The following is a 24402-nucleotide window of genomic DNA, read 5'->3' on the forward strand; positions in this document are numbered from 1 at the left end:
GACGTACCGCTCGTCGTGACAAGTGCACCCGGGCCGACCGCCCGCTCATCGACGACCCTTCGATCTTCACCCGTGCGGTGCCCGGCGGAAACGGCCGACCGGGTGGCATACCATCGAAAGTGTTCACGCACCGTAGCTCGCCTGTGTGGGCCACTCGTGTCCGTGTGCCGCAACGGTTTCCGCCATCTGCCCGGAAGGACCTGGTACCCGTGCCTTTCGCCGACAAGGTCTCGCCCGCACCGCGGGAGGTACGCGCCGCCGGGGCCATCACGGCGCTGCCCGGTATCGCGATGCTCGTCTTCGCCGGGATCCTGCTCGCCGGGATCGGCGGCGACTCGGGACCGGGCAACAACGTCTTCGCCGAGGTCGGCTACTACCTGGTCGTCAGCGCCGGAACGCTCGCCTGCGCCGCCGGGCTGGTGCTGGGCAAGACCTGGGCGCGTTCGCCGAGCGTGGTCGTGGCACTGCTGCTGATCGGTGTCGGCTGGTACACCGGCGGGCCCGGCGGGCAGCCGGAGTTCGGGGTGCCGATCGGGCTGCTCGGCGTGGTGGTGCTGGTCTTGCTGTTCCGCAGGCCCTCGCGCGCCTGGGCGCTCGGCACGGAGGACGGCGAGACCGAGGAGGAAGCGGCCCGGCGGGACGGGGCCGAGGGGCGGGCCGCCCGGCGCAAACGCGCCGGGGAGTCCTGACCCGCCCCTCGCCGTCAGCGGGGACTACGGCGTGTCGTCGCCGTCGTCCGGGCTGCTGTCGCCGTCGTCCGGGGTGTCGTCGGCCTGGTCGGCCGGGGTGTCTTCGTCGGGCGTGTTGTCATCGGGGGTGGCGTCCGCCGCGCCTTGGTTCGCGGCGGGCTGCTGCTGTGCCTGCGGTCCGGCCTGCGGGGAGTCGGCCGAGTCCGCAGGGGACTCGGTGGGCGAGTCGGCGGACTCCGGCGAGGCGTCCGCGGGTGCGGCGGCGGGCGTGTCGCCGGCCTGCTGCATGACCACGGGGGCCTGCCGCTGGTCGTTGAGCGAGACGTCGTCCGCGTTCGCCGCGGCCAGTCCCGCGCCGCCACCGAGCAGTGCCGCGGTGGCGCCGACGACGATCCAGGTGCGCTTGTGGTTCATGGGTTTCCTTTCGTCGCCACGGTCGCTCACGCGACCGCGGAGTCCATTGTGGACAGCTTCTGGGTGCTGCCGAGGCAGCGTTCGGCGAGCGCGATCCGGTCCTGGGTCGCCGCACGCCAGTCAGGGGTCCGTACCCGCGCCGGCCCGGTGGCCAGTGAGAGCACGACGGCGGCGGTGCGCCGCGCGAGCGCGGCGGGATCCAGCCCGGCGGCGAGGCGGGCGCGCAGCCCGGCGGCGAGCCCGTCGATCGTGGTGGCGGCGGCGGGATGCAGGCCGGACAGCACGGCGAGATGGCCGAGCAGGCAGCCCGCGTCGTCGAGGCGTTCCCCGGTCCCGGCCGTGTCGACGTCCAGCAGGCCGGTGACGGTGGGGCCGTCGAGGATGAGCTGGCTCTCGTAGAAGTCGCCGTGCACGGGCACGGCGGGGCCCTCCGGGGCGCGATGGTCGACGGCCGAGGCGATCCGGTGCGCCCGCTCGCCGAGTTCCGGGCAGGAGGCGGCGATCAGCGAGGCATAGAACGGTGCCCGCTGGCCCCAGGTGCGCTGCGGTGCCCCGCCCGCGATCGAGGCGGGCAGGGCATCGAGCACGGCGAGCACCTCGGCGGGATCGACCGCGTCCGCCGAGGCGTCGAGCAGGTGCCTGCGGAGCGTCCGGCCGGGCAGCGCGCCGAGGGCGACGAGCCCGTCCGCGTTCCAGCCGAGCGGGGCGGGGACCGGGCAACCCGCCTCGCTGAGCAGTCGGTGGCGTTCGTGCAGGGCCTCCGCGCGGCCGGGCCGCACGATCTTGGCGAAGAAGGTGCCCCCGCTGCCGCTGATCCGCACCACCGCACGGCGACGCGGCCGGTACGCCACGAGGTGGACGCGGGCGGGTCCGTCACCGAGTCCGAGGCCGGCGGCCAGGCGCCCGGCCCGCGCGGGGTCGTGCGCCGCGGCGAGGGCGGGCAGGTCGGGGTCGAAGGGGACGCGCCACATGCCGACACGGCTGCGTCCGTCGTCCAGCACGGCCACCCCTTCGGGCAGTTTCCCCGAGGAGGCGCCGAACTGCTCGCGGGTCTCGCTGCCGTCCGCCCAGCGCACCCGGGCCGCGTAGGCGACGGTGGTGCGCACGCCGGGCTGGTGGTCGACGTGGCGGAGGCTACGGCCGAGCGGGGTCGCGCCCGCCGTGGCGAGCAGCGCGGTCATCAGCTCGCCAGCCGTCTCGCCGGTCAGCAGCGCCAGGTCGGCCGGTGCGTTCGTGGTCATGGGAACAACGATGGGTTCGGGTGGTGAGGGGCGGGTGAGTGGCCGATGAAGGCCTTCTCATCCCGGTTCGCCCACCACCCGAACCGCAATATGTCGACGTATTGCGCCCGGATCGAGCGCAATACGTCGACGAATTGCGGTTTGTTGGGCCATGTGGGGGTGGGGCGAGGGTGGCCGTCAGCCGGGTGTCGTCACCGCTCGGGGGGTTCGCCCGCGGCCAGCGAGCGGAGCGGGCCGTCGGTGAGCCGGTAGACGGTCCACTCGTCCATCGCCACGGCGCCGAGGGACCGGTAGAACCCGGTGGCCGGGTTCCAGTCGAGCACCCACCACTCCAGCCGTTCGTACCCGCGCCGGACGCACTCCTCGGCCAGCGTGGCGAGCAGCGCCTTGCCGAGCCCGGAACCGCGCCGCGCCGGCTGGACGTACAGGTCCTCGAGGTAGATGCCGTGCACTCCGCGCCAGGTGGAGAAGTTGAGGAACCACAACGCGCAGCCGACGACCTCGCCGCCGATCTCGGCGACGTGGCCGTACAGGGCGGGCGCGTCGCCGAACAACGCCGCCCGCAGTTGCGCCGCGGTGAGGTGGCATTCCTCCGGTGCCCGCTCGAACTCGGCGAGCTCGTGCACCAGGCCGACGACGGCCTCGGCGTCGGCTTCGGTGACGCGGCGGATCCTGTTGTCCGGCAAGGGTTTCTCCTTCACAGGGACGGGACGTTGAGGTGCCGTAGCTGCGGGGTGCCGCGTTCCTCGCCGAGTACGCTCACCGTCGCCGGTTCGAGTCCGAAGTGGACTCCGGCGGCGGCTGGCAGGCCAAGGCCGCGGGCGATCAGTACCCGGCTGAAGTGGCCGTGCCCGACGAGCACCACGTCCTCGTCCACCGGCGGGCAGCCGAGCCGGGCGAGTACCCGGTCGGCGCGGGCGCCCACCTGTTCGGCACTCTCGCCGCCGGGAACCGGATGGGTCCACACGGTCCAGCCGGGCACCGTTTCGCGGATCTGCGCCGTGGTGATGCCCTCGTAGTCCCCGTAGTCCCACTCGCCGAGTTCCTCGGTGGTCTCGTCGACGGTGAGCCCGGCCAGTTCGGCGGTGCGCAGGGCGCGGCGGCGGGGGCTGGCCAGAACCCGGACGGGTCCGTCTCCGAGCATCGCCGCGACCGTGCGACGGGCGGCGCGTGCCTGTTCCACGCCGGTGCCGGTGAGGTCGATGTCGGTCCGTCCGGTGTGCCTGCCGTCCGCAGACCATTCCGTCTGCCCGTGCCGCAGCAGGAAGAGTTGACCCACGCGGTGTGCCTCCCGTCTCCTCGTATTGCGTACTCTGACGGCCTTCTGCAAAGCTACCCGCGAGTAACAAAAGGAGTCTCAGTGAGCGCTACAGCGGCCATGTGGACGAGGTTGGCAGGAAAACCGGGCGGGCGCGCGTTGTTCTCCGCGGCGATGTGCCTGCGGGTGCCGTACTTCCGCACGGTGCTGCCCTCGGTGCGGGAGATGCGGCCCGGCTACTGCGAGGTGACCTCGCCGAAGTGGTGGGGTGTGCACAACCACATCGGGACCTTCCACGCGATCGCCGCCTGCAACATGGCCGAGATCGCGATGGGCATGCTCGCCGAGTCCACGGTGCCCTCGACGCATCGCTGGCTGCCCAAGGGGATGTCGGTCTCCTACGTCGCCAAGGCCGAGACCGGCCTGCGCGCGGTCGCCCGGCTGGACGAGATCCCGGAGTTCGGCGACGAGGGCATGGACGTCGAGGTGCCGGTGGTGGTGTCGGACAAGACCGGCAAGCCGGTCGTCACCGGAACCATCACCATCTGGGTCACCCGCCGGAAGTGACCCGCGCGGCTCAGGCGCCGCGCAGGCTCTCGTAGTGCCGGACGCAGGCGGCGTAGTCCGGCAGCAGCCCGGCAGCGGACGCCTCGGCCAGCGCCGGTGCCGACCTGTCCTTTTCGGACAGCACCGGTTCGAGGTCGGCGGGCCACGGCAGGCCGAGTTCCGGGTCCAGCGGCGCGATGGCGTGCTCGGCCCCCGGGTTGTACGGCGTGCTGCACAGGTAGGCCAGCACCGTGTCGTCCTCGAGCGCGACGAAGGCGTGGCCGACGCCCTCCGGTACGTAGACGGCCGCGCACGCCTCGGCGTCGAGCCGGGTGGCGTCCCAGGTGCCGAACGTCGGCGAGCCCACCCGCAGGTCCACCACCACGTCGAGCAGCGCCCCCACCGGGCAGTAGACGTACTTCGCCTGCCCCGGCGGGGTGTCGGCGAAGTGCACACCGCGGATCGTGCCGAGGCGGGAGACGCTGTGGTTGATCTGGCCGAGGCGCAGCGGGTGCCCGACGGTCTTGACGAACACCTCTTCCTGGAACGGTGCGCCGAAGAATCCCCGGGTGTCCCGGAACAGTCGCGGGGAGAACTCGTAGACGTCTCGGACGGCCAGTTCACGAACGTGCATGCGATTCACCCTAGAGGCCGCGATTTCGTCACCGTTGCGCGCCTTCGGCATGCGGAATCGTTAAAGCCGAAACCCTTTGCGGCACACAAAAAAGCCGGACGGACGTCTTGCTAAGCGCTGTCCTGGCGCCACCCGGGTGAATTCCGTCGCCGTTTTCCGGTGGATTTCCGCCATCTTTGTGACATCAGCCGCACCAGGGGATCGGTTCCGGCCGGGGTGCTGCCACACTGGACCGACCGCCGCGTCCGTGGCCGCGCCGCACCAGGGCAGCTACGACAAGTTCGATGACGCACGCCTCCGGCGTACCGACGCCACCGTGTCAGGTACCCGCCGAGACGACCATGTCACTGGGGAAGCGCCGTGCGCCAACGCACGGCGTCGACGATCGCGGGCCCGGAGGTAACCGTGACCGAGGCTGAAGGCCGTACGGCCGGTGTCCGGTACGTGTGACCCCGGTACACGCAACGAGGCAGGATCGATGACGCGCATTATCGATGACGGGAACGGTATGAACGACCAGTTGAGCCCGGAGTCCGCGATCGCGCGGACCACCGCCCCGACCGTGCCGGTGACCGACGAGGAGATCTTCACCGGCCACGAGGGCGGCAAGCTGTCGGTGGCGGCGACGCGGCCGATCGCGCAGGCCCGCGACCTGTCCATCGCGTACACCCCCGGCGTCGCCAAGGTCAGCAGGGCGATCGCCGAGGACGCCTCGCTGGCCGAGCGCTACACCTGGGCCGACCGGCTGGTGGTCGTCGTCAGCGACGGCACGGCCGTGCTCGGCCTCGGCGACATCGGCGCGAGCGCCTCGCTGCCGGTGATGGAGGGCAAGTCCGTGCTCTTCAAGACCTTCGCCGACCTGGACTCGATCCCGCTGGTGCTCGACACCACCGACGTCGACGAGATCGTCGAGACCCTGGTGCGGCTGCGCCCGTCCTACGGTGCGGTGAACCTGGAGGACATCTCCGCGCCCCGCTGCTTCGAGATCGAGGACCGACTGAAGAAGGCGCTCGACTGCCCGGTCATGCACGACGACCAGCACGGCACCGCGATCGTGGTGCTCGCCGCGCTGCGCGGTGCGAACCTGGCCACCGGCCGCGCGATCGGCGATCAGCGCGTCGTCATCTCCGGTGCCGGAGCGGCCGGGGTCGCCTGCGCGAAGATCCTGCGCGCGGCGGGCGCGGGGGACATCACCGTCCTCGACTCCCGCGGCATCATCCACTCCGGACGCGAGAACCTGAACCCGGTCAAGGAGGAACTCGCGGCGGCCACCAACTCCACCGGGCTGCGTGGCGGGCCCGCCGAGGCGCTCGCGGGTGCCGACGTGTTCATCGGACTGTCCGGCTCGACGATCGAGGAGAGCCTGCTCGCCTCGATGGCCGCCGACCCGATCGTCTTCGCGCTGTCCAATCCGGACCCGGAGATCCACCCGGACGTCGCGCGCAGGCACGCGGCCGTGGTGGCCACCGGCCGCAGTGACTTCCCCAACCAGATCAACAACGTGCTCGCCTTCCCCGGCGTGTTCCGGGGGGCGCTGGACGCGGGCGCCCGTGCGATCACCGAGAAGATGAAGCTGGCTGCCGCGGACGCGATCGCCGCGGTGGCAGCGGACGACCTGAGCGTCGACCGCATCGTGCCGAGCCCGCTCGACCCGAGGGTCGCCCCGGAGGTCGCCGCCGCCGTCGCCAAGGCCGCTGCCGAGGACGGCGTCGCCTGAGCTTCCGGCTGTGTGGTGGTGCCGGCCCCGTGCGGCCGGCACCACTCATCACCGGGCGGCGGCCAGTTCCGCCGCCCCGGTGAGCACCGCCGCGAGCCGGTGCCGTGGCAGGTCGATCAACCGGAAACCGTCCAGCCCGGTCATCAGCGGGGCGAGGGCGGCGCGCGCCTCGTTCTTCGTCATCGCCGTCCCGCCCGTGCCGGACGCGCGTACCAGCGCCTCCCGCGCGGTGTTGGCGAGCTTGCCGTGCGCACGGGTGAGCAGCGAACGCGCCACCAGGCCGGCACCGTCCACCTCGTCCGGTTCCGGGGCCACCGCGTCCGCGAGCACGACGGCGTGGGTGTTGTCCGGGGTGCTGCGCAGGAACCGCAGCCGGTACTTCGCCGCCAGCAGCTCGGACAGCGCGGCCTGCGAGCGCGCGTCGCCGAGGTCGGGGTGCGAGTTGGGCAGCAGCGTGGCGACCCGGCCCGCGTTCGTCGCGAGCAGGACGCGCAGCAGCCACGGCCCAGGGTCCGCCGTGAGGTCGAACACGAGCGCCGTGCCCGCCGGCGCCGACGCCGGTTTCGCCCAGTCGGCCCGCCGCGTCTCGACGGTGTGCCCGTCCGCCGCGGCGATCCCGGCGAGGCCGTCCAGCAGGTCCCGCTCGGGCCGTTCCGATTCGACGGACTGCGGGCCGTGCGTGTAGATGCCGGTCCGGCGGCCGGTGGCCTTCGCCGCCTGCGCGGTGGGCTGGCAGACGTAGAGGTCCGCGGCACTGCCGATCGCCTGCGCGCCCAGGTAACGGTGGAAGTCCGGGATGATCGCCTCGAAGGTCAGGCCGAGGCCGCTGAGACGGCGTTGTACCGCTCCGCCGAGCGCCGGGTGCCGGGGGCTGTAGCCGTAGGCCAGCAGCAGTCTGCCGCGCGCCGGCTCGGCGAGGCAGGAGATCCCGCGGGCGGCGAACAGTCCCATGCCCTCCGGGGTGTAGGGCGGGTCGCTGAACACCAGGTCCGCCGCACCCTCGGCGACGGGCGGCAGACCGAACCGCAGGTCGGCGTGCACGGTCCGGATCGAGCCCGCGGAGCGTTCGTCCACATAGGCCAGCAGCCGTTCGTCCAGATCGACCACCGTAAGGTCGGCCTCGGGCCGCACCGCCCGTACGGCGAGCGAGGTGAGGTCGTGGTCACCGAGGAACAGCAGCCGCGCGGTGCGCAGGTCGTAGCGCTCGTCGAGCCACAAGGCCCGGCGCAGTACCGTTTCCGGCGTTGCCTGGACGTGGTCGAGGGCGGCCAGCGGAACCGGGACCTCGGCCACGTCCCGGGTTGTCGCGGCCAGCAGCGCGGCGGGTGGCTCCCCGCCGCCGTCGCCGCCGTTGCCCGTCTGGTCGGCGCGCTCCGCGTAGGGGCGGTAGCGCGGCGCCGCCGAGGGCGCGATCCGCATCAGCCGCCCGCCACCGCGCACCTCCCGGTGTTCCAGGTCGCCGGCCAGCGCGTCGAGCAGTTCGCCCAGGCTGCGCCGCGGCAGGGTGCTGTCGCGGACCAGGTCGTCGTGCTGCCGCCAGTCGCCCAGCAGTAGGGCGATCGCCTGCCGCAGCGGACGCACGTGCACACCCTGCGCGGCGATCACCTCGTCGAGCGTGGTGCGCTCCTGTTCGCCGTCGCCGTCCCGCACAGTCGTCGTGTTCACACAACGCAGCCTAGATCGTAGGAAGTCGTGCCATTCCCTCCGATGTGGGCTACGGTTTTTCGACCCGCCCGGCTGGGGATGTTTTTGTGCGCCGGGCCCAGGAGCGGAGTGACGAGTGGCAATCGAGTTCCAGGGCGTTACCAAGAAATATCCGGACGGAACGGTGGCGGTCGACGACCTGTCGCTGACCGTCGAGGACGGCACGATCACCGTCTTCGTCGGTCCCTCTGGCTGTGGCAAGACCACCTCGCTGCGGATGATCAACCGCATGGTGGAGCCGACCTCCGGGACGGTTCTGCTGGACGGCAAGGACATCCGCGAGTCCGACCCGGCCCTGCTGCGGCGCGGGATCGGCTACGTCATCCAGCACGCCGGTCTATTTCCACATAGGACGGTGCTGGACAACGTGGCCACCGTCCCGCTGCTCTCCGGCGGCAACAAGGCGCAGGCGCGGGCAAGGGCGAACGAGCTGCTGGAGACGGTCGGGCTGCCCGCCGGTCTCGGCAAGCGTTACCCCGCACAGCTTTCCGGTGGCCAGCAGCAGCGCGTCGGCGTGGCGCGAGCCCTCGCCGCCGACTCGCCGGTGCTGCTGATGGACGAGCCGTTCTCGGCGGTGGACCCGGTGGTGCGCGAGGAACTGCAGGACGAACTGCTGCGCCTGCAGTCGCAGCTCGGCAAGACCATCGTGTTCGTCACGCACGACATCGACGAGGCCGTCCGGCTCGGCGACCGGATCGCGGTGCTGCGGGTGGGCGGCAAGCTCGCCCAGTACGGCACGCCCTCGGAGGTGCTGCGGCAGCCGGTGGACGACTTCGTGTCCTCCTTCGTCGGTCGCGACCGCGGTTACCGTGGCCTGTCCTTCCTCGCCGCGGACGAGGTGCGGGTGGACGAGATCCCACTGGTGCGGGTCGGTGACGACGCGGCGTCCTCGGACACCGAGTGGCTGCTCGCGGTCAACGCCGAGGGCAAGCCGCGCGGCTGGCTCGCACCGAAGTCCACTGTGGACGGAGTGCTGTCCGAGGAGCACCTGCTTCCCGGTGGTTCCCTTTACCAGCAGGGAACCCCGGTGCGCGGAGCGCTGGACGCGGCCCTGTCCTCGCCCGCGAGCAAGGGTGTGGTGGTGGACGACCAGGGCCGGGCGATCGGTGTGGTCACCGCCAGGCAGGTGCTCGACGTGATCGAGAAGCACCCGCAGGGCGTGGGTGAGTAGGCGTGGACGAACTGGGAAGTTTTCTCGGTAGTGCCAACAACCGTGCGCAACTGCTGAGCACGACGCTGGAGCACATCTACCTCGCGCTGCTGCCGCTGGTCTTCGGCATCGTGTTCGCGATCGCCCTCGGCTGGGTCGGCAAGCGGTGGAAGCCGGCTCGCAGTGTCGTTCTGGTGCTGTCGAACCTGCTGTACACGATTCCTTCGCTGGCGCTGTTCGTGGTGATCCCGAGCCTCATCGGCTCGAAGATCCTGGACAGCATCAACGTGGTGGTCGCGCTGACGATCTACACCACCGCACTGCTGGTCCGCCCGGTGCTCGACGCGCTGGACAATGTCGAGCCGACGGTGATCGCGGCGGCCACCGCGGTGGGATACCGGCCGGGCAGACGCTTCTTCGCGGTGGAACTGCCGCTGGCGGTACCGGTTCTCGCGGCGGGCGTGCGGGTGGCCTCGGTGAGCAACATCAGCCTGGTCAGTGTCGGGGCCCTGATCGGCACCGGCGGACTGGGCGTGCTGTTCACCGACGGTTTCCAGCGTGAGTACTACGCGCCGATCATCGTCGGCATCGTGCTGACGCTGCTGCTGGCGCTGATCGTCGACCTGTTGCTGGTGCTGTTGCGTAATCTGCTGACGCCGTGGGAACGCGCGTCCAGGAAGAAGCAGCCCGTGACCGAGGAGGCTGCGGCATGATCGGCGACCTGTTCTCGTGGTTCGGTGACCCGGCCAACTGGTCGTGGAGCGAGGGGGTGCCCTTCCGGGTGGCCCAGCACCTCGGCTACGTCGGTCTGGCGCTGGTGGTCGCGATGGCGATCGCGGTGCCGCTCGGCCTGTTCGTCGGGCACACCGGCCGGGGCGGCGTGGCACTGGTGAGCGCGAGCAACGTCATCCGGGCGCTGCCGACGCTCGGCCTGGTGACCTTCCTGTTCCTGCTGCTCACCGAGGACTACCTGGCGGCGATGATCGGCCTCGTGGTGCTGGCGATCCCGCCGATCCTGGCCGGCACCTACGCCGGGCTGCAGGCCACCGATCACGGGGTGGTGGACGCGGCCGAGGGCGTGGGAATGACCGGCTGGCAACGGTTGTGGCAGGTCGAGGTGCCGATCTCGCTGCCGTTGATCCTGGGCGGTATCCGCAACGCGGTGCTGCAACTCGTGGCGACGGCCGCCGTCGCGTCGTTCATCGGGCTCGGCGGACTCGGCAGGTTCCTGCTCGACGGGCTGGCGATCCTCGACTACGCCGAGGTGATGGCCGGCGCCATCCTCACCGCGCTGCTGGCGATCGTGCTGGACGTGGTGTTCGCGACTCTGCAGCGCGCCGTGGTGCCGAAGGGTGTCCGGCTGGCCGCCGAGGCCGCGTCGGGCAAACGCGTGAGTGCTCCGGGAGGTGCGGAATGAAGCGGATGTGGATCGCGATCCTGTCCAGCGTGGCGCTGCTGGCGACCGCGTGCGGGAACCCGCTGGAGGGTGGCGCCGAGGGCGGGCCCACCGGCGAGATCATCATCGGCGCCTCCGACGTGGGGGAAAGCCTGCTGCTGGCGCAGATCTACGCCGGTGCGCTGCGCAACGCCGGTGCGGAGAACGTGACGGTCCGGCCGCCGGTGGGCAGCCGGGAGGTCGTGGTGAAGGCGCTGCAGGACCGTTCGCTTTCGGTCGTCCCGGACTACAGCGGCAACCTGTTGCAGTACTTCGACAAGGCGAGCGAGGCGACCACCTCGGAGGACGTCTTCGCGGAGCTGAAGCAGAAGGTTCCGGAGCAGTTCGAGGTCCTGCCGCAGGCGCCCGCCGAGGACAAGGACCTGCTTGTCGTCCGCAAGGAACTGGCCGACTCGGGCGTGCGCACCTTCTCCGATCTGGGCAAGCGCTGCGGCGAGCTGGTCTTCGGCGGTCCCGGCCAGTGGAGCGATCGCTGGAAGGAGAAGATCAAGGCGCTGTACGGCTGCGAGTTCAAGGAGATCCGGACCACCGACACCGGCGGCCCGGTGACGGTCGCCGCGCTGCGCTCCGGCGACATCCAGGTGGCCGACCTGTTCAGCACCTCGTCCACGATCGCCAGCAACGGGTTCGTTCCGCTGGAGGACGACAAGAACATGTTCCCGGCACAGAACATCGTGCCGCTGGTGGCGAAGGGCACGCTCTCCGAGCGTGAGATCCAGGGGCTCAACGCGGCCTCGGCGGCGTTGACCACGGAGAAGCTGACCGACCTCAACGTCGAGTTCTCCGAACAGAAGCGCAACCCGCTGGACATCGCCGAGGACTTCCTCAAGCAGAACGGCCTCGCCTGAGGGCCCCCGGTCCGCCTCCTGCACGGGGGCGGACCGGGGCCCTCAGAGGCGTTCGAAGGCGGGGGCGTAGCGGAACGCGCCGGAGTGCTCGCTCCGGTACGCGCCGAGCGTGCGGATCTGGAAGTACCCGCCCCAGGACGGGTCGGGAGCGGTGACGTCGTGGTCGGCGGCGGGTACGAAGCCGAAGCGCGAGTAGTAGGCGGGCTCGCCGAGCAGTACGACGGCCGGAACGCCGAGCGCGTCGGCGGCCCCCAGGATGGTGTACATCAGCGCGGAGCCGATGCCCGCGCGGTGCAGTTCCGGCCGGACGCCGAGCGGGCCGAGGCCGACCAGTCCGGCGTCCGAACCGTCCAGCGTGGCGCGGCTGCAGCAGACGTGTCCGGTGACGCCGCCGTCCCCGCCGATGGCGACGAAGCTCAGTGCGGGCAGCAGGTCGCCCTCGGCGCGCAGTTCGTCCACCAGCGGGGCCTCGACGGGTGTCCGGTCCGGTGCGTCCTGGTCGCCGAAGGCGCGGGCGTGGACCTCGTGCACGGCTCGGGCATCCCCGTCCGCTTCGCGGCGTATCAGCATCCAGGCACCGTGCCGCGACCCGGACGTTCCGGCAACCCGATTTCCGTGCGCAGGCGCGGTGGTCAGGCGCGGATGGTGGTGAGGAAGGCGTTCCAGCCCTCGCGGGGGAGGTGGAGTTCGCCGCCGGTGCGGTTCTTGGTGTCGCGCACGTGTACCTCGCCGGGTACCTCGCGCACCTCCACGCAGCCGCCGTTGCCCGCACTGTGCGAGCTGGTGCGCCAGCCGACCTCCACGCAGTTGCCGTTGCCCGCGCTGTGGCTGCTGACGCGCCAGGTGATTCTCGGCTCAGGGGTGGACATGGTGATCCTCCGGATCGTGGTACAGCTCGATCGCCAGATTGCCGATCAGGTCCCTCGATTGTCGCTCATCCAGCGCGGTGTCGGCCAGGGCGGCGAGAATGTTGCGGTAGGCGGCAATCTCGGCGTCCTCCTCCAGGAACAGGGTGGAGGTCTCGCTCTCCAGGTAGACCACCGGTTTGATCGCGGCGAACTCCATCAACCGGAACGAACCGGCCAACCCGGCATGCGCCCCGTGCGCCGCCGGGACGATCCGCAGACTCAGGTACGGCCGCACCGCCAGCCGCAGCAGATGGTGCAACTGCTCGGACATCACCGCCGCCTCGCCCACCGGCAGCCGCAGCGCGAACTCGTGCAGGTAGAAGACGTAGCGGGCCGGGGTGCGGCGGCCGAAGATCGCCGCCCTGGCCAGCCGCGCGGCCACCCGTTCGTCCACCTCACCCTCCGGGACGTTGGCGATCCGGCTGATCACCGCGCGGGCGTAGTCGCCGGTCTGCAACAGCCCCGGCACCAGCGCGCCCTCGTACTCGGCCATCCGCAGCGCGTTGTCCTCGTGGTCGATCAGGGTGCGGAGCTGCTTGGGCAGCCGGGAGCCGTGCTGCTGGTGCCAGCCGGAGCGGTTCGCCTCGCGGCAGAGCGCGAGAATCCGCTCCCGCTCCCGGCCGCGTACCCGGCAGATGCCGAGGAAGGTCGCGACATCGGTCTCCTTCATCCGGCGGCGGCCGGTGAGCATCCGGGAGATGTCGCTCTGCGCCCAGTCGAGCTGGTGCGCCACCTGCTTGCCGGTCAGCCCGGCACGCGTCAGTACCCGGCGCAGTTCCTCACCCAGCTCGCGGCTGCGGACGGTCGTCTCGGGCTCTGCCATGAACGGAAACTAGACCGTCGCGGTATCCGTTGGCGCGGGAAACGCAAGCGGTTCCCCGTAAAGCAGCATTGAATGCGTGGAGTGAAATCGGTCTCCTAGAGTCGAGGAGGTCTCCATGTCAACCGTTTCCCCCGCCCTGGACCGCGCATTCTGGTTGCTGCGCAACGAAATCTACGAACGTCTCGACGCCGCGGACTGCCTGATCGAGGACTTCGCCGAGTGGACCGGCGCGCAGCAGGAGCGCGCCGGGCAGGTGCTCGACGATCTGGTCACCACCATCCGCTCCGTCGTCGCGGAGCACGTCGCCGACACCGCCGGGCAGTGCGTTTTCTGCGCGGACGCCTGGCCGTGCCGCACCATCGCCGTCGTCTACCGGGTGACCACCGATCCGGAGCGGCAGATCGCCACGCTGACCGCCTGACCGTCCTCTGTGGACAAAAAAGGAGCCGGATCCCGCGGGATCCGGCTCCTTCTCGTGGTTCGGTCTCTAGCTGAACGCCTTCGCGATGATCGCCTTCTGCTCCACCTCGTGCACCTTCGACGAGCCCGCCGAGGGGGCCGCCATCGGCCGCCGCGCGGCGACCTGCAGGCCGGCCAGCAGCTCCGGGAACTTGCGCGGCAGGTTCAGCCCGAAGAACGGCCAGGCACCCTGGTTCTCCGGCTCCTCCTGCACCCACATGATCTCGGTGGCCTTGGTGAACCGCTCCAGCGCGGCGGCGAGCTTCTTCTTCGGCAGCGGGTAGTACTGCTCGACCCGGACGATCGCGACGTCCTCGATCTCCTGCTTCGTCCGCTCGGCCACCAGCTCCCAGTACATCTTCCCGGACGTCAGCAGCACCTTGCGCGCCTTCTCCGGCGACACGTCGTTGTCGTCGATGACGGAGAGGAACTTCGAGCCGGAGGTGAAGTCCTCCACACCCGACTTCACCGCCTTGTCGCGCAGCAGCCGCTTGGGGGTGAAGACGATCAGCGGGCGGTTCACGCCGTCGAGGGCGTGCCTGCGCAGCAGGTGGAAGTAGTTCGCCGGGGTCGACGGCACCGAGACCGTCATCGAGCCCTCTGCGCAGAGCTGCAGGAACCGCTCGATCCGGCCCGAGGTGTGGTCCGGGCCCTGGCCCTCGTGGCCGTGCGGCAGCAGCAGCACGACGTCGGAGAGCTGTCCCCACTTGGCCTCTCCGGAGGAGATGTACTCGTCGATGATGGTCTGCGCGCCGTTGACGAAGTCGCCGAACTGCGCCTCCCACATCACCAGCGCCTCGGAGTTCGCCACCGAGTAGCCGTACTCGAAACCGACCGCCGCGTACTCCGACAGGGCGGAGTCGTAGATCATCACCCGGCCCTGCTCCTCGGCCAGGTTCTGCAGCGGCTGGTACTCCTGCCCGGTCTTGCGGTCGATCAGCACCGAGTGCCGCTGGGTGAACGTGCCACGCCGGGAGTCCTGACCGGACAGCCGGACGAGCCTGCCCTCGATGGCCAGCGAACCGAATGCCAGCAGTTCGCCGAACGCCCAGTCGATGCCGCCCTCGCGGGACATCTTCTGCCTGCGCTCCATCACCGGCTTGACCCTCGGGTGCGGGCTGAAGCCCTCCGGCGCCTCGCCGAAGGCGTCACCGATGCGCTCCACCACGTCGCGGGAGACGGCGGTCGGCACCTGGGCCGGTACCTGCTGCTCCTCCTCGACCGACGGGCTCGCCGACACCGGGTGCTTCTCCAGCTCCCGCACCTCGTTGAACACGTGTTCGAGCTGGCTGGAGAAGTCGCGCAACGCGGCCTCCGCCTCTTCCACGGAGATGTCCCCACGGCCGATCAGCGACTCGGTGTAGGTCTTGCGGACGCTGCGCTTGGTGTCGATGATGTCGTACATCGCCGGCTGGGTCATCGAGGGATCGTCGCCCTCGTTGTGACCGCGGCGGCGGTAGCAGATCATGTCGATCACGAAGTCCTTGTTGAACGTCTGGCGGTACTCGACGGCGAGCTGCGCGACCCAGTGCGCCGCCTCCGGGTCGTCACCGTTCACGTGGAACACCGGGGCGGCGATCATCTTCGCCACGTCCGTCGCGTACTGCGAGGACCGCGAGTTCTCCGGGGCGGTGGTGAAACCGACCTGGTTGTTGATGATCACGTGCACGGTGCCGCCGGTGCGGTAACCGCGCAGCAGAGCCAGGTTCAGCGTCTCCGCGACCACGCCCTGCCCGGCGAACGCGGCGTCGCCGTGCAACAGCACCGGCAGCACGGTGAAGCCCTCGCCGCCCTTGTCCAGGATGTCCTGCTTGGCGCGGACGATGCCCTCCAGCACCGGGTCCACGGTCTCCAGGTGCGAGGGGTTCGCGGTGAGCGACACCCGCGTCTCGCCGTCGCCGAACATCCGGAAGTACTTGCCCTCGGCGCCGAGGTGGTACTTCACGTCACCGGAACCGTGCGCCTGGCCGGGATCGAGGTTGCCCTCGAACTCCTGGAAGATCTGCGCGATCGGCTTGCCGACGATGTTCGCCAGCACGTTCAGCCTGCCGCGGTGCGGCATGCCGATGACGACCTCGTCCAGCTCGTGCTCGGCCGCCTTGTCCAGCACCGTGTCCAGCAGCGGGATGACGGTCTCGCCGCCCTCCAGCGAGAACCGCTTCTGCCCGACGTACTTGGTCTGCAGGAAGGTCTCGAACGCCTCGGCGGCGTTCAGCTTCGAGAGCACGTACTTCTGCACCGAGGTGTCCGGCTTCTCGTGCGGCACCTCGACGCGGTCCTGGATCCAGCGGCGCTCGTCCGGGTCGAGGATGTGCGTGTACTCGATACCGACCGTGCGGCAGTAGGAGTTGCGCAGCACACCCAGCACGTCGCGCAGCTTCATCCGCTCCTTGCCCGCGAAGCCGCCGACGGCGAACTCCCGGTCCAGGTCCCAGAGGGTGAGGCCGTGCGAGAGGACGTCGAGGTCCTCGTGCCGTCGCTGGCGGTAGTTCAGCGGATCGGTGTCGGCCATCAGGTGGCCGCGCATCCGGTAGGCGTCGATCAGCTCGATCACGCGGGCGGTCTTGTCGACGGCGCCCTCGGGGATGTCCTGCACCCAGCGCACCGGTTCGTACGGCAGGCGCAGCGAGGTGAAGACGTCGTCGTAGAAGCCGGCCTCGCCGAGCAGGAGCTGGTGGATGTGCTTGAGGAATTCGCCGGACTCGGCGCCCTGGATGATCCGGTGGTCGTAGGTCGAGGTGAGCGTCATGATCTTGCTGACGCCCAGGTCCACCAGCGTCTTCTCGCTGGTGCCCTCGAAGTGTGCCGGGTACTGCATGGCGCCGACGCCGATGATCGTGCCCTGGCCCGCCTGCAGTCGCGGTACCGAGTGGTTCGTGCCGATGCCGCCGGGGTTGGTCAGCGAGATCGTGGTGCCGGAGAAGTCGTCGGCGGTCAGCTTGTTGTTGCGCGCCTTCTTGACGATGTCCTCGTACGCCTGCCAGAACTGCAGGAAGGTCATGTTCTCGGTGTTCTTGATCGACGCGACGACGAGCGTCCGGGCGCCTTCCTTGCCCTTCATGTCGATCGCCAGACCGAAGTTGACGTGCTCGGGGGTGACCGAGTGCGCCTTGCCGTCCACCAGCGCGTAGTGCCGGTTCATGTTCGGGTACTCGCGCAGCGCCCGGATCATCGCGTAGCCGATGAGGTGGGTGAAGGAGATCTTCCCGCCCCGGGTGCGCTTGAGGTGGTTGTTGATCACGATGCGGTTGTCGGCGATCAGCTTCGCCGGCACCGCGCGCACGCTGGTGGCCGTCGGCACCGTCAGCGAGGCGTCCATGTTCTTCGCGATCGCGGCCGCGGCGCCACGGAGCTGCTTGCTCTCCGGTGCGTCCTTGGCCGGGGCCTTGGCGTCCTTGGAATCCTTGGCGTCCGCCTTCGCCGGGGCGGCCTGGGCCTTCGCCGGTGCGGGTGCGCTCGCTGTCTTCGCGGGCGCGGCGGCGGGCTTCGCCACGGGGGCCTGCTTGGCCGGGGCCTGCTGTTCGGGAGCGGGCTTCGCGGGAGCGGGCTTCGCGGGGGCCTGCTTCTCCGGGGCTTTCGCCGACCCGCTCGCCGAGGGCTGCTCCGCCCGGGACGGCGCCGTGCCGTTGCCCTGCGGGGAGCCGGAAGCCGCGCCGTCCTTCGCCGCGCCGGCGTCGTCCTTCGCGGCCTGCGTCGGCGTGAAATCGGCGAAGAAGTCATGCCACGCGGCGTCTACTGAGGAGGGGTCGGCGAGGAACTGGTCGTACATCTCCTCGACGAGCCATTCGTTGGGGCCGAACTGTGACGCAGGGCTGCTGCTGGACACGGCTTGGACTCGCCTCTATCCGTCTCGATCTAACTTGTCCGATTACGCGCCTACCAGGCTAACCCCCCTGCCTTCAGCCGTGTGAGCTAACTGGCCCTAGCGCGGCGGCGGGCGTTTGGCGTTCGTCACTGAATCGATCCGGTCTAGGCGAGCGGACCGCTCGTTCGATCGCAGTGGACGAGCACGCCGAGTTCGGGGCAATCTGGCGGAACCGATGTCGAGCGGGCGCCGTCTCCATGACGGGCGAAGGGGGTTCACGGTGGCGGATCTGTCCGATGTCGAGCGCATGGTGGCCGACTGGGAGCGCGGTGCCACCGAGAAGGCGGCCCGCTACGAGCAGATGCAGCGGCAGGTCGAGCAGATATCGATCACCGAATCGGTCGCCTCGGGCGCGGTCAGCGTGACCGTCGGGCACAACGGCCTGCCCACCGACGTGCGGATGACCGAGGCGGTCAAGTCGATGGCCGCCGAGGAGATCGCCGCCGCCGTACTGGCCGCCATGCGCAAGGCGCAGTCGAGATACCCGGAGCGGCTCGCCGAGATCACCGCGGCGACCGTGGGCGACGACACGACCACCCGGCACATCCTGGCCACCGCGACCGAGCAGTTCCCCGCGCCGCTGGAGGAGGACGAGCCGTCCGCACCCGAAGCGCCGAGGGCGAGGCTCTACGACCGCGAACCCGAGGACGAACCGGCACCGCCGCGAGCACCCCGGCCCAGAGCGGACGGCGGGCGGGGCGGCGGGGCCACCGAATCCGACGGGGACGACTTCGGCGGCGAGTCCTTCATGCGGCGCGACTGAGGCGGTACACGGAGACTTGGGGGTAGGCATGTCCGGCGGCTTCGAAGTACTTGGTGAGGAACTGGAAACCCATGCCGGCAAGGTCGACGGACTCGCCGAGCGACTGCGTACCGCGGTGCGGGCGGCCCAGCAGGTGAGCATGGACAACAGCGCGTTCGGCGTGATCTGCCAGCCGTTCGCGCTGCTGCTCGACCCGTTCGAGCAGATGGGCGTCCAGGCGCTGGAGCAGGGCGCGGAGTCGGTCGCGGACACCGCGGGCAAGGTCCGCGACGCCTCCTCGAAATACGCCGAGCGCGAGGGCGTCACCGGCACGGAGATCAACAGACACGGGGAGTCGTTGTGACCGGGCCGAATCCGCTCGTCGCGCAGGAGCAGTCGCGGACCACCGCCGTCACCGGCATCGGGATCGCCGAGTCCTCGGTCGATCTGGCCAACGGCGTCGCCGACGGATCCTGGGTCGAGGCCGGCCTCGGCGCGGTCGGCGTCGGCCTCGAAGTGCTGTCGATGGTCATCGACCCGATCGGCACCCTCGCCTCCTACGGCGTCTCCTGGCTGATCGAGCATGTGGAGCCGCTCAAGGAGGCGCTCGACTGGTTCGCCGGTGACCCGCCGGTGATCCAGTCCTTCTCCGAGACCTGGGCGAACGTCGCCGCCGAGGTCGGCGCGGTCGCCCAGGAGTACGGCACCGAGTCGCGGAACGGCACGGCGGGCTGGCTCGGCGCGGGCGGGGACGCCTACCGGCAGCATGCCGCCGAACAGGCCGACGCGCTGGCCGGTGCCTCCTCGCTGGCGGACGGCATCTCCGTCGGCGTGATGGTGATGGGCGAGGTCGTCGCGGCGGTCCGCGAGCTGGTCCGGGACCTGGTGGCCGAACTCGTCGGCAAGCTGATCACCTGGGCACTGGAGGCCGCGGCCACGCTCGGCTTCGCGACCCCGGTGATCGCGGCGCAGGCCACGGCCGCGATCTCCAAGGCGATCTCGAAGGTCAGCGAGCTGGTGCAGAAGCTGGTGAAGACGATCAGCAACGTCTCGCCGCGGATCGGCAAGATCATCGACAAGCTCGGCGAGATCATCGAGAAGCTGGCCAAGCTCGGCCGCAAGATCGACGGCGGTGGCACCACGCCGTCCGGCACCCGAGGCGGTCCGGACCTGGACGCACCCACCGTCAGGGGGCCGGACGGCACCTCGCCCTCGGGCACCTCGCCCTCGTCCGGTTCGCCCGGCGGCACCTCACCCTCCGGCGCGAGGGACACCACACCCTCGGGCAGCAGGCCGCCGGACACCCCGGCCGGTCCGCGCGCCGATCCAGGGTCCCCGGGCACGTCGCCCGACGGCTCCGCACCCGCGGGCGCGGGCCGCAACGGGGACGGCACCCCCGGCGGCAGGGGCGAGAGTGCGAACCGGCCGGCCGACCCACACGACACGAGAACGCCGGTCGACCAGCGCAACACCTGCAACGACCCGATCGACGTCGCCACCGGAGAGATGGTTCTGGTGCAGACCGATGTCGATCTCGCCGGGGTGCTACCGCTGCTCCTCCGTCGTACCCACGTGTCGTCCTACCGGGCGGGCCGTTCGTTCGGCCGCTCGTGGGCGTGCACCCTCGACCAGCGGCTGGAGTTCGACGACGACGGAGTCGTGTTCGTCGGCGAGGACGGGATGCTGCTCGTCTACCCGGAACTCCCGCCGGCGGGCGAGGTCCTGCCGGAGGTCGGCCCCCGGTGGCCGTTGACGCGGGAAGAGAGCGGGTACGCCCTGCACCGTCCGGACTCGGGGCAGACGTTCCGGTTCGACCGCGGCCGGGGACAGGTCGCCCGGCTCGCGTCGATCGCCGACCACAGCGGCAACAAGCTCGTGATCGGCCGTCACGCCGACGGGCTTGCCCGATTCGTCGAACACTCCGGCGGCTACCGGATCGAGATCGACGCCCGGCAGGGGCGCGTGCACGCACTCCGGCTGGCGCCCCCGGACGGCGACAGCGTCACGCTGGCCGGATTCGCCTACACCGAGTCCGGCGATCTCTCGTCCGTGACGAACAGTTCCGGGCGATCACTCACCTTCGAGTACGACGTCGAGGGGCGCATCGTCCGCTGGGTCGATCGAAACGGCGAGTGGTACCGGTACTTCTACGACGCGGACGGCCGATGTGTCGCCAACCAGGGCTCCGGCGGCTTCCTGAACGGGACATTCGCTTACGACGGCGAGCGCTCGATGACCCGATTCACCGACGCGCTCGGCAACACCACCACCTACCGGTTCGACCGATCCCGGAACCTGGTCGCCGAGACGGACCCGCTCGGCCACACAACCAGCCAGGTGTGGAACGAGTTCGATCAGCTCATCGAGCGTACGGACCCGCTCGGACGAACGACCCGTTACGAGTACGACGAACGCGGCGGGCTGGTGGTGCTCACCCGCCCCGACAGCACGCAGGCCCGCGCCGAGCACAACGAGATGGGCAGGCCGACCGTCACCATCGATCCCGACGGTGCGACCTGGCGCCGGGAGTACGACGGCGCGGGCAAGGTCACCCTGGTGGTCGACCCGTCCGGCGCCAGGACGCTGTGTACTTACAACGAGGCCGGGCAACGGGTGTCGGTGACCGATGCTCTGGGGAGGACACGGCGCACCGAGACCGACGCGGCGGGACTGCCGATCCTGGAAACCGACCACGAGGGCAACACAACGCGATATCGGCGGGACCAGTTCGGACGAATCGTCGAGATCACCGACGCGGCCGGTCGTTCCGTCACTCTGCGCTGGACCGTGGAGGGAAACCTGCTCGCACGGTCCAGGCCCGACGGGGGCGAGCAGACCTGGCGATACGACGGCGAGGGCAACCTGATCGAGCACCGTGATCAGCTCGGTGGACGCACGACGATCACCCGGACGCACTTCGACCTCCCGCTCGAGGAGGTCCGGCCGGACGGGACCCGCCTTCGCTTCGGCTACGACCAGGCACTGCGGCTGACCTCGGTCACCAACTCCCAGGGCATGGTCTGGCGGTACTCGTACGACGCGGCCGGGCGGCTGATCTCCGAGACCGACTTCAACGGGCGCACGATCGGCTACCGCTATGACGCGGCCGGCCAGCTCGTCTGCCGGACGAACGGCCTCGGTCAGGACATCGACTACCTTCGGGATCGGCTCGGCAACGTCGTCCGCCGCGAGCACGGCGACACGGTGGAGACTTTCGAATTCGACCCGATGAGCCGGATGATCGGTGCGGCCAACGAGCATGTTCGGCTGGATCTGATCCGGGACCCGCTCGGCAGAGTCGTCGCCGAAGGCGTCAACGGCAGGATGGTCACCTCGGCCTACGACCCGATCGGGCGGCGTACGTCCAGGCGGACTCCCACGGGTGCCGAGACGACCTGGCGGTATGGCGAAGGGCCCCGGCCGGCGGAACTCGTGACCGCCGGGCACACCGTCAGTTTCGGCTACGACGCGCTCGGCCGCGAAACCGAGCGACTGCTCGACACCGGCACGATCATCGCGCAGTCCTGGGACGTCGATCATCGGCTCGCCACCCAGACCGTCTCCGCCGTGCCTCGTGACCGCACCGCTGTCGCGCGAACGAACCTGCTGATGGAACGTCGTTATCGCTACAACACGAACGGCGTCCTGGCCGGGATCGACAGTTCGACCGGTGACGCGCGCTCGTTCGACCTGGATCCCGGATCCCGGATCACGGCGGTCCGGGGAAGCGGATGGTCGGAGAGCTACGCATACGACGGCGCGGGCAACATCACCAGTGCTGCCTGGGACGGCGAGGTCGAGGCGCAGGGCGCCCGTGAATTCCTCGGATCGGCGGTCACCAGGGCTGGGAACCTGCGGTACCGCTACGACAGGCAGGGCAGGATCGTCCTGCGGCAGAAGAAGCGGTTGTCGGCGAAGCCGGACAACTGGCACTACACCTGGGACGCCGACGACCGGCTGGTCGGCGTCACCACGCCGGATGGTGCCCGGTGGCGCTATCTCTACGACCCGATCGGCAGGCGCGTGGCGAAGCTGCGCCTCGCGACCGAGTCCGGGCAACCGGCCGAACGGATCGATTTCGCTTGGGACGGAATGGTTCCCGCGGAGCAGGTGCATTCCTCGGGGCGGGCGACGTGCTGGAACTGGGAACCGGGAACGTTCCGGGCGGTGACCCAGGTCGAGCGGAAACGTGGCGGCTCAGCGGAACAGGAATGGGTTGATCAGGAGTTCTATTCGATCGTCACCGACCTGGTCGGCACGCCGACGGATCTGGTCGACGCCGAAGGAGAGCCGGTGTGGCGGCGCCGGGCGACGGTCTGGGGGAAGGACCTGGGCACCTCGGCCGCCCGTGCGGACACACCACTGCGCTTTCCCGGGCAGATCTTCGACCCGGAGTCCGGCCTGCACTACAACCATTTCCGTTACTACGACCCGGAAACTGGCCGTTACACCTCGCACGATCCGCTGGGGCTGGCGCCGTCCCCCAATCCGCAGGCCTACGTCCCCAACCCGTTGATGGAGATCGACCCGGCCGGGCTGGCGCCATGCCGCGACTTCTACAGCGTCCAGAGCCGAGCCGACGCCGACCGCCTGATCCACAACGGTGGCGAGCCGTGGCCGTCCGGTGTGGACGCGAACGGCAGGCCGCGATCCGAGTTCGGTGAAGGTCTCTACGCGTGGGGAGACCGGGAAGGCGCACAGAGGTACCTGGACCGGGTCAGCAGTCGCGACGGCGCGCCGGGCGACCTGGAGATCGTGCAGCATCGCATTTCCGGGGAGGATTTCGACAGGCTGCGATCGGCGGATCTCGGTGCCATGGACGACGACACGGCGACCGCCATCTGGCAGGCCGGAAGTCGCAACGATTATGATCACATCACCCGTCCCACAGGCAATTTCGGCTCCGAGCACTATTTCCGAAGCGGGGTCTTTCATCTGCTGCAGAGTTGGAGAACATGATGGTGGGGACGATGCCGGCCGAGGGTGAGTTCACGCTGCAGCGGCAGAAGAACGGCAGGGGTTACTACGGCAACGTGACCGTGCGCGTGCGATCCGGTGCGGGATCCGGGGAGCCCCCCGTGGTCTGGTCTGTGCCGGAGGACGACCGGACGTCGATTCAGCCGCGGACGGACGCCGAGTACGTCGACGCGGCGATCGCCGGAGCCGGAGACGGTATGGAACTGGCCCGCGACTGTGGGCGGGAGGTGGATGGTCTGCTCGTCGAGATCGTGCACGCTCAGGTGCAGCTGACCGACATCGAGGAATCGGCGATGCGCGCCGCGGCCGCGATGGCCGTGACGGGCGCGCTGGGTCTCCGGGACGAGGTCGAACTCGGCTTCGACGCGGGCTGGGTGGTTCACCGCAGGGCCGGCTGACCGCGTCCGCCGTACCCCCGAGTGGTCCGAAGGCGCGCCGCGGTTCCGGTCGACGGTGGGGCACCTGATAGCGCCGGGCCACCCGGCGACGTTCGCGGGTGCGACCGGGGCCCTACGCCTACTCGCGCGCCATGATCGCCCGACGACGATTCGCCCGGGCGACCTACCGTGAGGCACCGATGATCATCGCAAGCTCCCACTCGGCCGGCCTGACCGAACTGGAACTGTCCGGAAATCCCGACGAGTACGCGGAGTTCGCCGCGACGCTCGACAGCGCCGGCGGCGCCGTCGCGCTCGACACGACCACGGACGTCGCCCCGTACGAACACGCCATCGCGACCGTCGAAGTGGCCGAGAGCAGTGGCCGCGAGGTCGTCATCTCGGTCGACCGGGCACGGAACGCGCTCGTCATCCGGGGCGGCGCGGACCCGCTGCGGATCCTCGCCGGGAACGTGCGCACGGCCGCGGAGCTGACCGATCCTCGTCACCACGTGCACATCGAGTACTTCCCGGGCCACCACTACCTCGGCGAGGACTCTCTACCGCTGACCATCGCGGCGGCGCGGACCTGAT

The 24402-nt window shown here is 70.2% G+C and carries 23 protein-coding genes; 13 read left to right on the forward strand and 10 right to left on the reverse strand.

The window, feature by feature from the left end:
* Nucleotides 1-209: 209 nt before the first annotated feature.
* Nucleotides 210-689: a hypothetical protein gene (locus CFN78_RS09380; protein ID WP_094862229.1), complete on the forward strand. Its 480-nt coding sequence runs from the start codon at nucleotides 210-212 to the stop codon at nucleotides 687-689.
* Between the two features lie 24 nt (nucleotides 690-713).
* On the opposite strand, the gene CFN78_RS09385 is transcribed toward CFN78_RS09380, so the two are convergent.
* The 4 genes from CFN78_RS09385 to CFN78_RS09400 all read right to left on the reverse strand — a co-directional run bounded on the left by CFN78_RS09385 (nucleotide 714) and on the right by CFN78_RS09400 (nucleotide 3623).
* On the reverse strand, nucleotides 714-1103 hold the full coding sequence (locus CFN78_RS09385) for a hypothetical protein (RefSeq protein WP_094862230.1): 390 nt from the start codon (nucleotides 1101-1103) through the stop codon (nucleotides 714-716).
* A gap of 26 nt (nucleotides 1104-1129) precedes the next feature.
* Complete coding sequence (locus CFN78_RS09390) at nucleotides 1130-2344, reverse strand: aminoglycoside phosphotransferase family protein (protein ID WP_094862231.1); 1215 nt, start codon at nucleotides 2342-2344, stop codon at nucleotides 1130-1132.
* 191 nt (nucleotides 2345-2535) lie between these two features.
* Nucleotides 2536-3030, reverse strand: coding sequence for a GNAT family N-acetyltransferase (locus CFN78_RS09395; RefSeq protein ID WP_094862232.1), 495 nt, complete (start codon nucleotides 3028-3030; stop codon nucleotides 2536-2538).
* 11 nt (nucleotides 3031-3041) lie between these two features.
* Entirely contained in the window at nucleotides 3042-3623 is a 582-nt protein-coding gene (locus CFN78_RS09400) for an acid phosphatase (RefSeq protein WP_094862233.1), read from the reverse strand.
* A gap of 99 nt (nucleotides 3624-3722) precedes the next feature.
* Here CFN78_RS09400 and CFN78_RS09405 point away from each other — a divergent pair, with 99 nt between their 5' ends.
* Nucleotides 3723-4169 (forward strand): hotdog fold domain-containing protein, encoded by a 447-nt coding sequence (locus CFN78_RS09405; protein ID WP_094862234.1) that lies wholly within the window; start codon nucleotides 3723-3725, stop codon nucleotides 4167-4169.
* 10 nt (nucleotides 4170-4179) lie between these two features.
* Here the strand turns inward: CFN78_RS09405 and CFN78_RS09410 are convergent, their stop codons facing one another.
* A complete protein-coding gene (locus CFN78_RS09410; protein WP_094862235.1) occupies nucleotides 4180-4782 on the reverse strand; it encodes a dTDP-4-dehydrorhamnose 3,5-epimerase family protein in 603 nt (200 codons plus the stop codon).
* Nucleotides 4783-5290: 508 nt separating this feature from the next.
* Here CFN78_RS09410 and CFN78_RS09415 point away from each other — a divergent pair.
* Nucleotides 5291-6499, forward strand: coding sequence for an NAD(P)-dependent malic enzyme (locus CFN78_RS09415; protein ID WP_094862236.1), 1209 nt, complete (start codon nucleotides 5291-5293; stop codon nucleotides 6497-6499).
* Between the two features lie 48 nt (nucleotides 6500-6547).
* Here CFN78_RS09415 and CFN78_RS09420 read toward each other — a convergent pair whose 3' ends face one another.
* Nucleotides 6548-8164, reverse strand: a complete 1617-nt coding sequence (locus CFN78_RS09420; protein WP_240519351.1) for a bis-aminopropyl spermidine synthase family protein — start codon at nucleotides 8162-8164, stop codon at nucleotides 6548-6550.
* A gap of 115 nt (nucleotides 8165-8279) precedes the next feature.
* Between CFN78_RS09420 and CFN78_RS09425 the strand changes: the two genes are divergently transcribed.
* The 4 genes from CFN78_RS09425 to CFN78_RS09440 are packed head-to-tail and all read left to right on the forward strand — an operon-like array spanning nucleotide 8280 to nucleotide 11657.
* A complete protein-coding gene (locus CFN78_RS09425) occupies nucleotides 8280-9374 on the forward strand; it encodes an ABC transporter ATP-binding protein (RefSeq protein ID WP_094862238.1) in 1095 nt (364 codons plus the stop codon).
* Nucleotides 9375-9376: 2 nt separating this feature from the next.
* Nucleotides 9377-10066, forward strand: a complete 690-nt coding sequence (locus CFN78_RS09430; RefSeq protein WP_094862239.1) for an ABC transporter permease — start codon at nucleotides 9377-9379, stop codon at nucleotides 10064-10066.
* Nucleotides 10063-10770: an ABC transporter permease gene (locus CFN78_RS09435; protein ID WP_094862240.1), complete on the forward strand. Its 708-nt coding sequence runs from the start codon at nucleotides 10063-10065 to the stop codon at nucleotides 10768-10770. Before CFN78_RS09430 ends, CFN78_RS09435 begins: the two co-directional genes overlap by 4 nt.
* Nucleotides 10767-11657, forward strand: a complete 891-nt coding sequence (locus CFN78_RS09440; protein WP_094862241.1) for an ABC transporter substrate-binding protein — start codon at nucleotides 10767-10769, stop codon at nucleotides 11655-11657. The genes CFN78_RS09435 and CFN78_RS09440 overlap by 4 nt, the downstream gene beginning before the upstream one ends.
* Before the next feature lie 42 nt (nucleotides 11658-11699).
* Here the strand turns inward: CFN78_RS09440 and CFN78_RS09445 are convergent, their stop codons facing one another.
* The 3 genes from CFN78_RS09445 to CFN78_RS09455 form a co-directional block, all read right to left on the reverse strand.
* The gene (locus CFN78_RS09445; RefSeq protein ID WP_094862242.1) at nucleotides 11700-12227 is read right to left on the reverse strand and encodes a GNAT family N-acetyltransferase; all 528 of its coding nucleotides are present in this window, start codon (nucleotides 12225-12227) and stop codon (nucleotides 11700-11702) included.
* A 62-nt stretch (nucleotides 12228-12289) separates the two neighbouring features.
* Nucleotides 12290-12526 carry a DUF397 domain-containing protein gene (locus CFN78_RS09450; protein ID WP_094862243.1) on the reverse strand — a complete coding sequence of 79 codons (237 nt, stop codon included), beginning with the start codon at nucleotides 12524-12526 and terminating at the stop codon, nucleotides 12290-12292.
* Nucleotides 12513-13388, reverse strand: coding sequence for a helix-turn-helix domain-containing protein (locus CFN78_RS09455; RefSeq protein ID WP_094862244.1), 876 nt, complete (start codon nucleotides 13386-13388; stop codon nucleotides 12513-12515). The genes CFN78_RS09450 and CFN78_RS09455 overlap by 14 nt, the downstream gene beginning before the upstream one ends.
* Before the next feature lie 115 nt (nucleotides 13389-13503).
* Between CFN78_RS09455 and CFN78_RS09460 the strand changes: the two genes are divergently transcribed.
* Entirely contained in the window at nucleotides 13504-13809 is a 306-nt protein-coding gene (locus CFN78_RS09460; protein WP_094862245.1) for a hypothetical protein, read from the forward strand.
* 66 nt (nucleotides 13810-13875) lie between these two features.
* Here the strand turns inward: CFN78_RS09460 and CFN78_RS09465 are convergent, their stop codons facing one another.
* Nucleotides 13876-17673: a multifunctional oxoglutarate decarboxylase/oxoglutarate dehydrogenase thiamine pyrophosphate-binding subunit/dihydrolipoyllysine-residue succinyltransferase subunit gene (locus CFN78_RS09465; protein ID WP_094862246.1), complete on the reverse strand. Its 3798-nt coding sequence runs from the start codon at nucleotides 17671-17673 to the stop codon at nucleotides 13876-13878.
* Between the two features lie 259 nt (nucleotides 17674-17932).
* On the opposite strand from CFN78_RS09465, the gene CFN78_RS09470 reads away from it, so the two are divergent.
* The 5 genes from CFN78_RS09470 (at nucleotide 17933) to CFN78_RS09490 (ending at nucleotide 24401) form a co-directional block, all read left to right on the forward strand.
* Nucleotides 17933-18475: a YbaB/EbfC family nucleoid-associated protein gene (locus tag CFN78_RS09470; RefSeq protein WP_094862247.1), complete on the forward strand. Its 543-nt coding sequence runs from the start codon at nucleotides 17933-17935 to the stop codon at nucleotides 18473-18475.
* A 28-nt stretch (nucleotides 18476-18503) separates the two neighbouring features.
* The gene (locus CFN78_RS09475) at nucleotides 18504-18818 is read left to right on the forward strand and encodes a type VII secretion target (RefSeq protein WP_094862248.1); all 315 of its coding nucleotides are present in this window, start codon (nucleotides 18504-18506) and stop codon (nucleotides 18816-18818) included.
* Nucleotides 18815-23413, forward strand: a complete 4599-nt coding sequence (locus CFN78_RS09480; RefSeq protein WP_094862249.1) for a DUF6531 domain-containing protein — start codon at nucleotides 18815-18817, stop codon at nucleotides 23411-23413. The genes CFN78_RS09475 and CFN78_RS09480 overlap by 4 nt, the downstream gene beginning before the upstream one ends.
* Before the next feature lie 11 nt (nucleotides 23414-23424).
* Nucleotides 23425-23829, forward strand: a complete 405-nt coding sequence (locus CFN78_RS09485; RefSeq protein WP_133116311.1) for a hypothetical protein — start codon at nucleotides 23425-23427, stop codon at nucleotides 23827-23829.
* 179 nt (nucleotides 23830-24008) lie between these two features.
* The gene (locus CFN78_RS09490) at nucleotides 24009-24401 is read left to right on the forward strand and encodes an Imm32 family immunity protein (protein ID WP_133116312.1); all 393 of its coding nucleotides are present in this window, start codon (nucleotides 24009-24011) and stop codon (nucleotides 24399-24401) included.
* Nucleotide 24402 lies beyond the last annotated feature (1 nt).

The organism is Amycolatopsis antarctica (assembly GCF_002262875.1).
Lineage (GTDB): Bacteria > Actinomycetota > Actinomycetes > Mycobacteriales > Pseudonocardiaceae > Amycolatopsis > Amycolatopsis antarctica.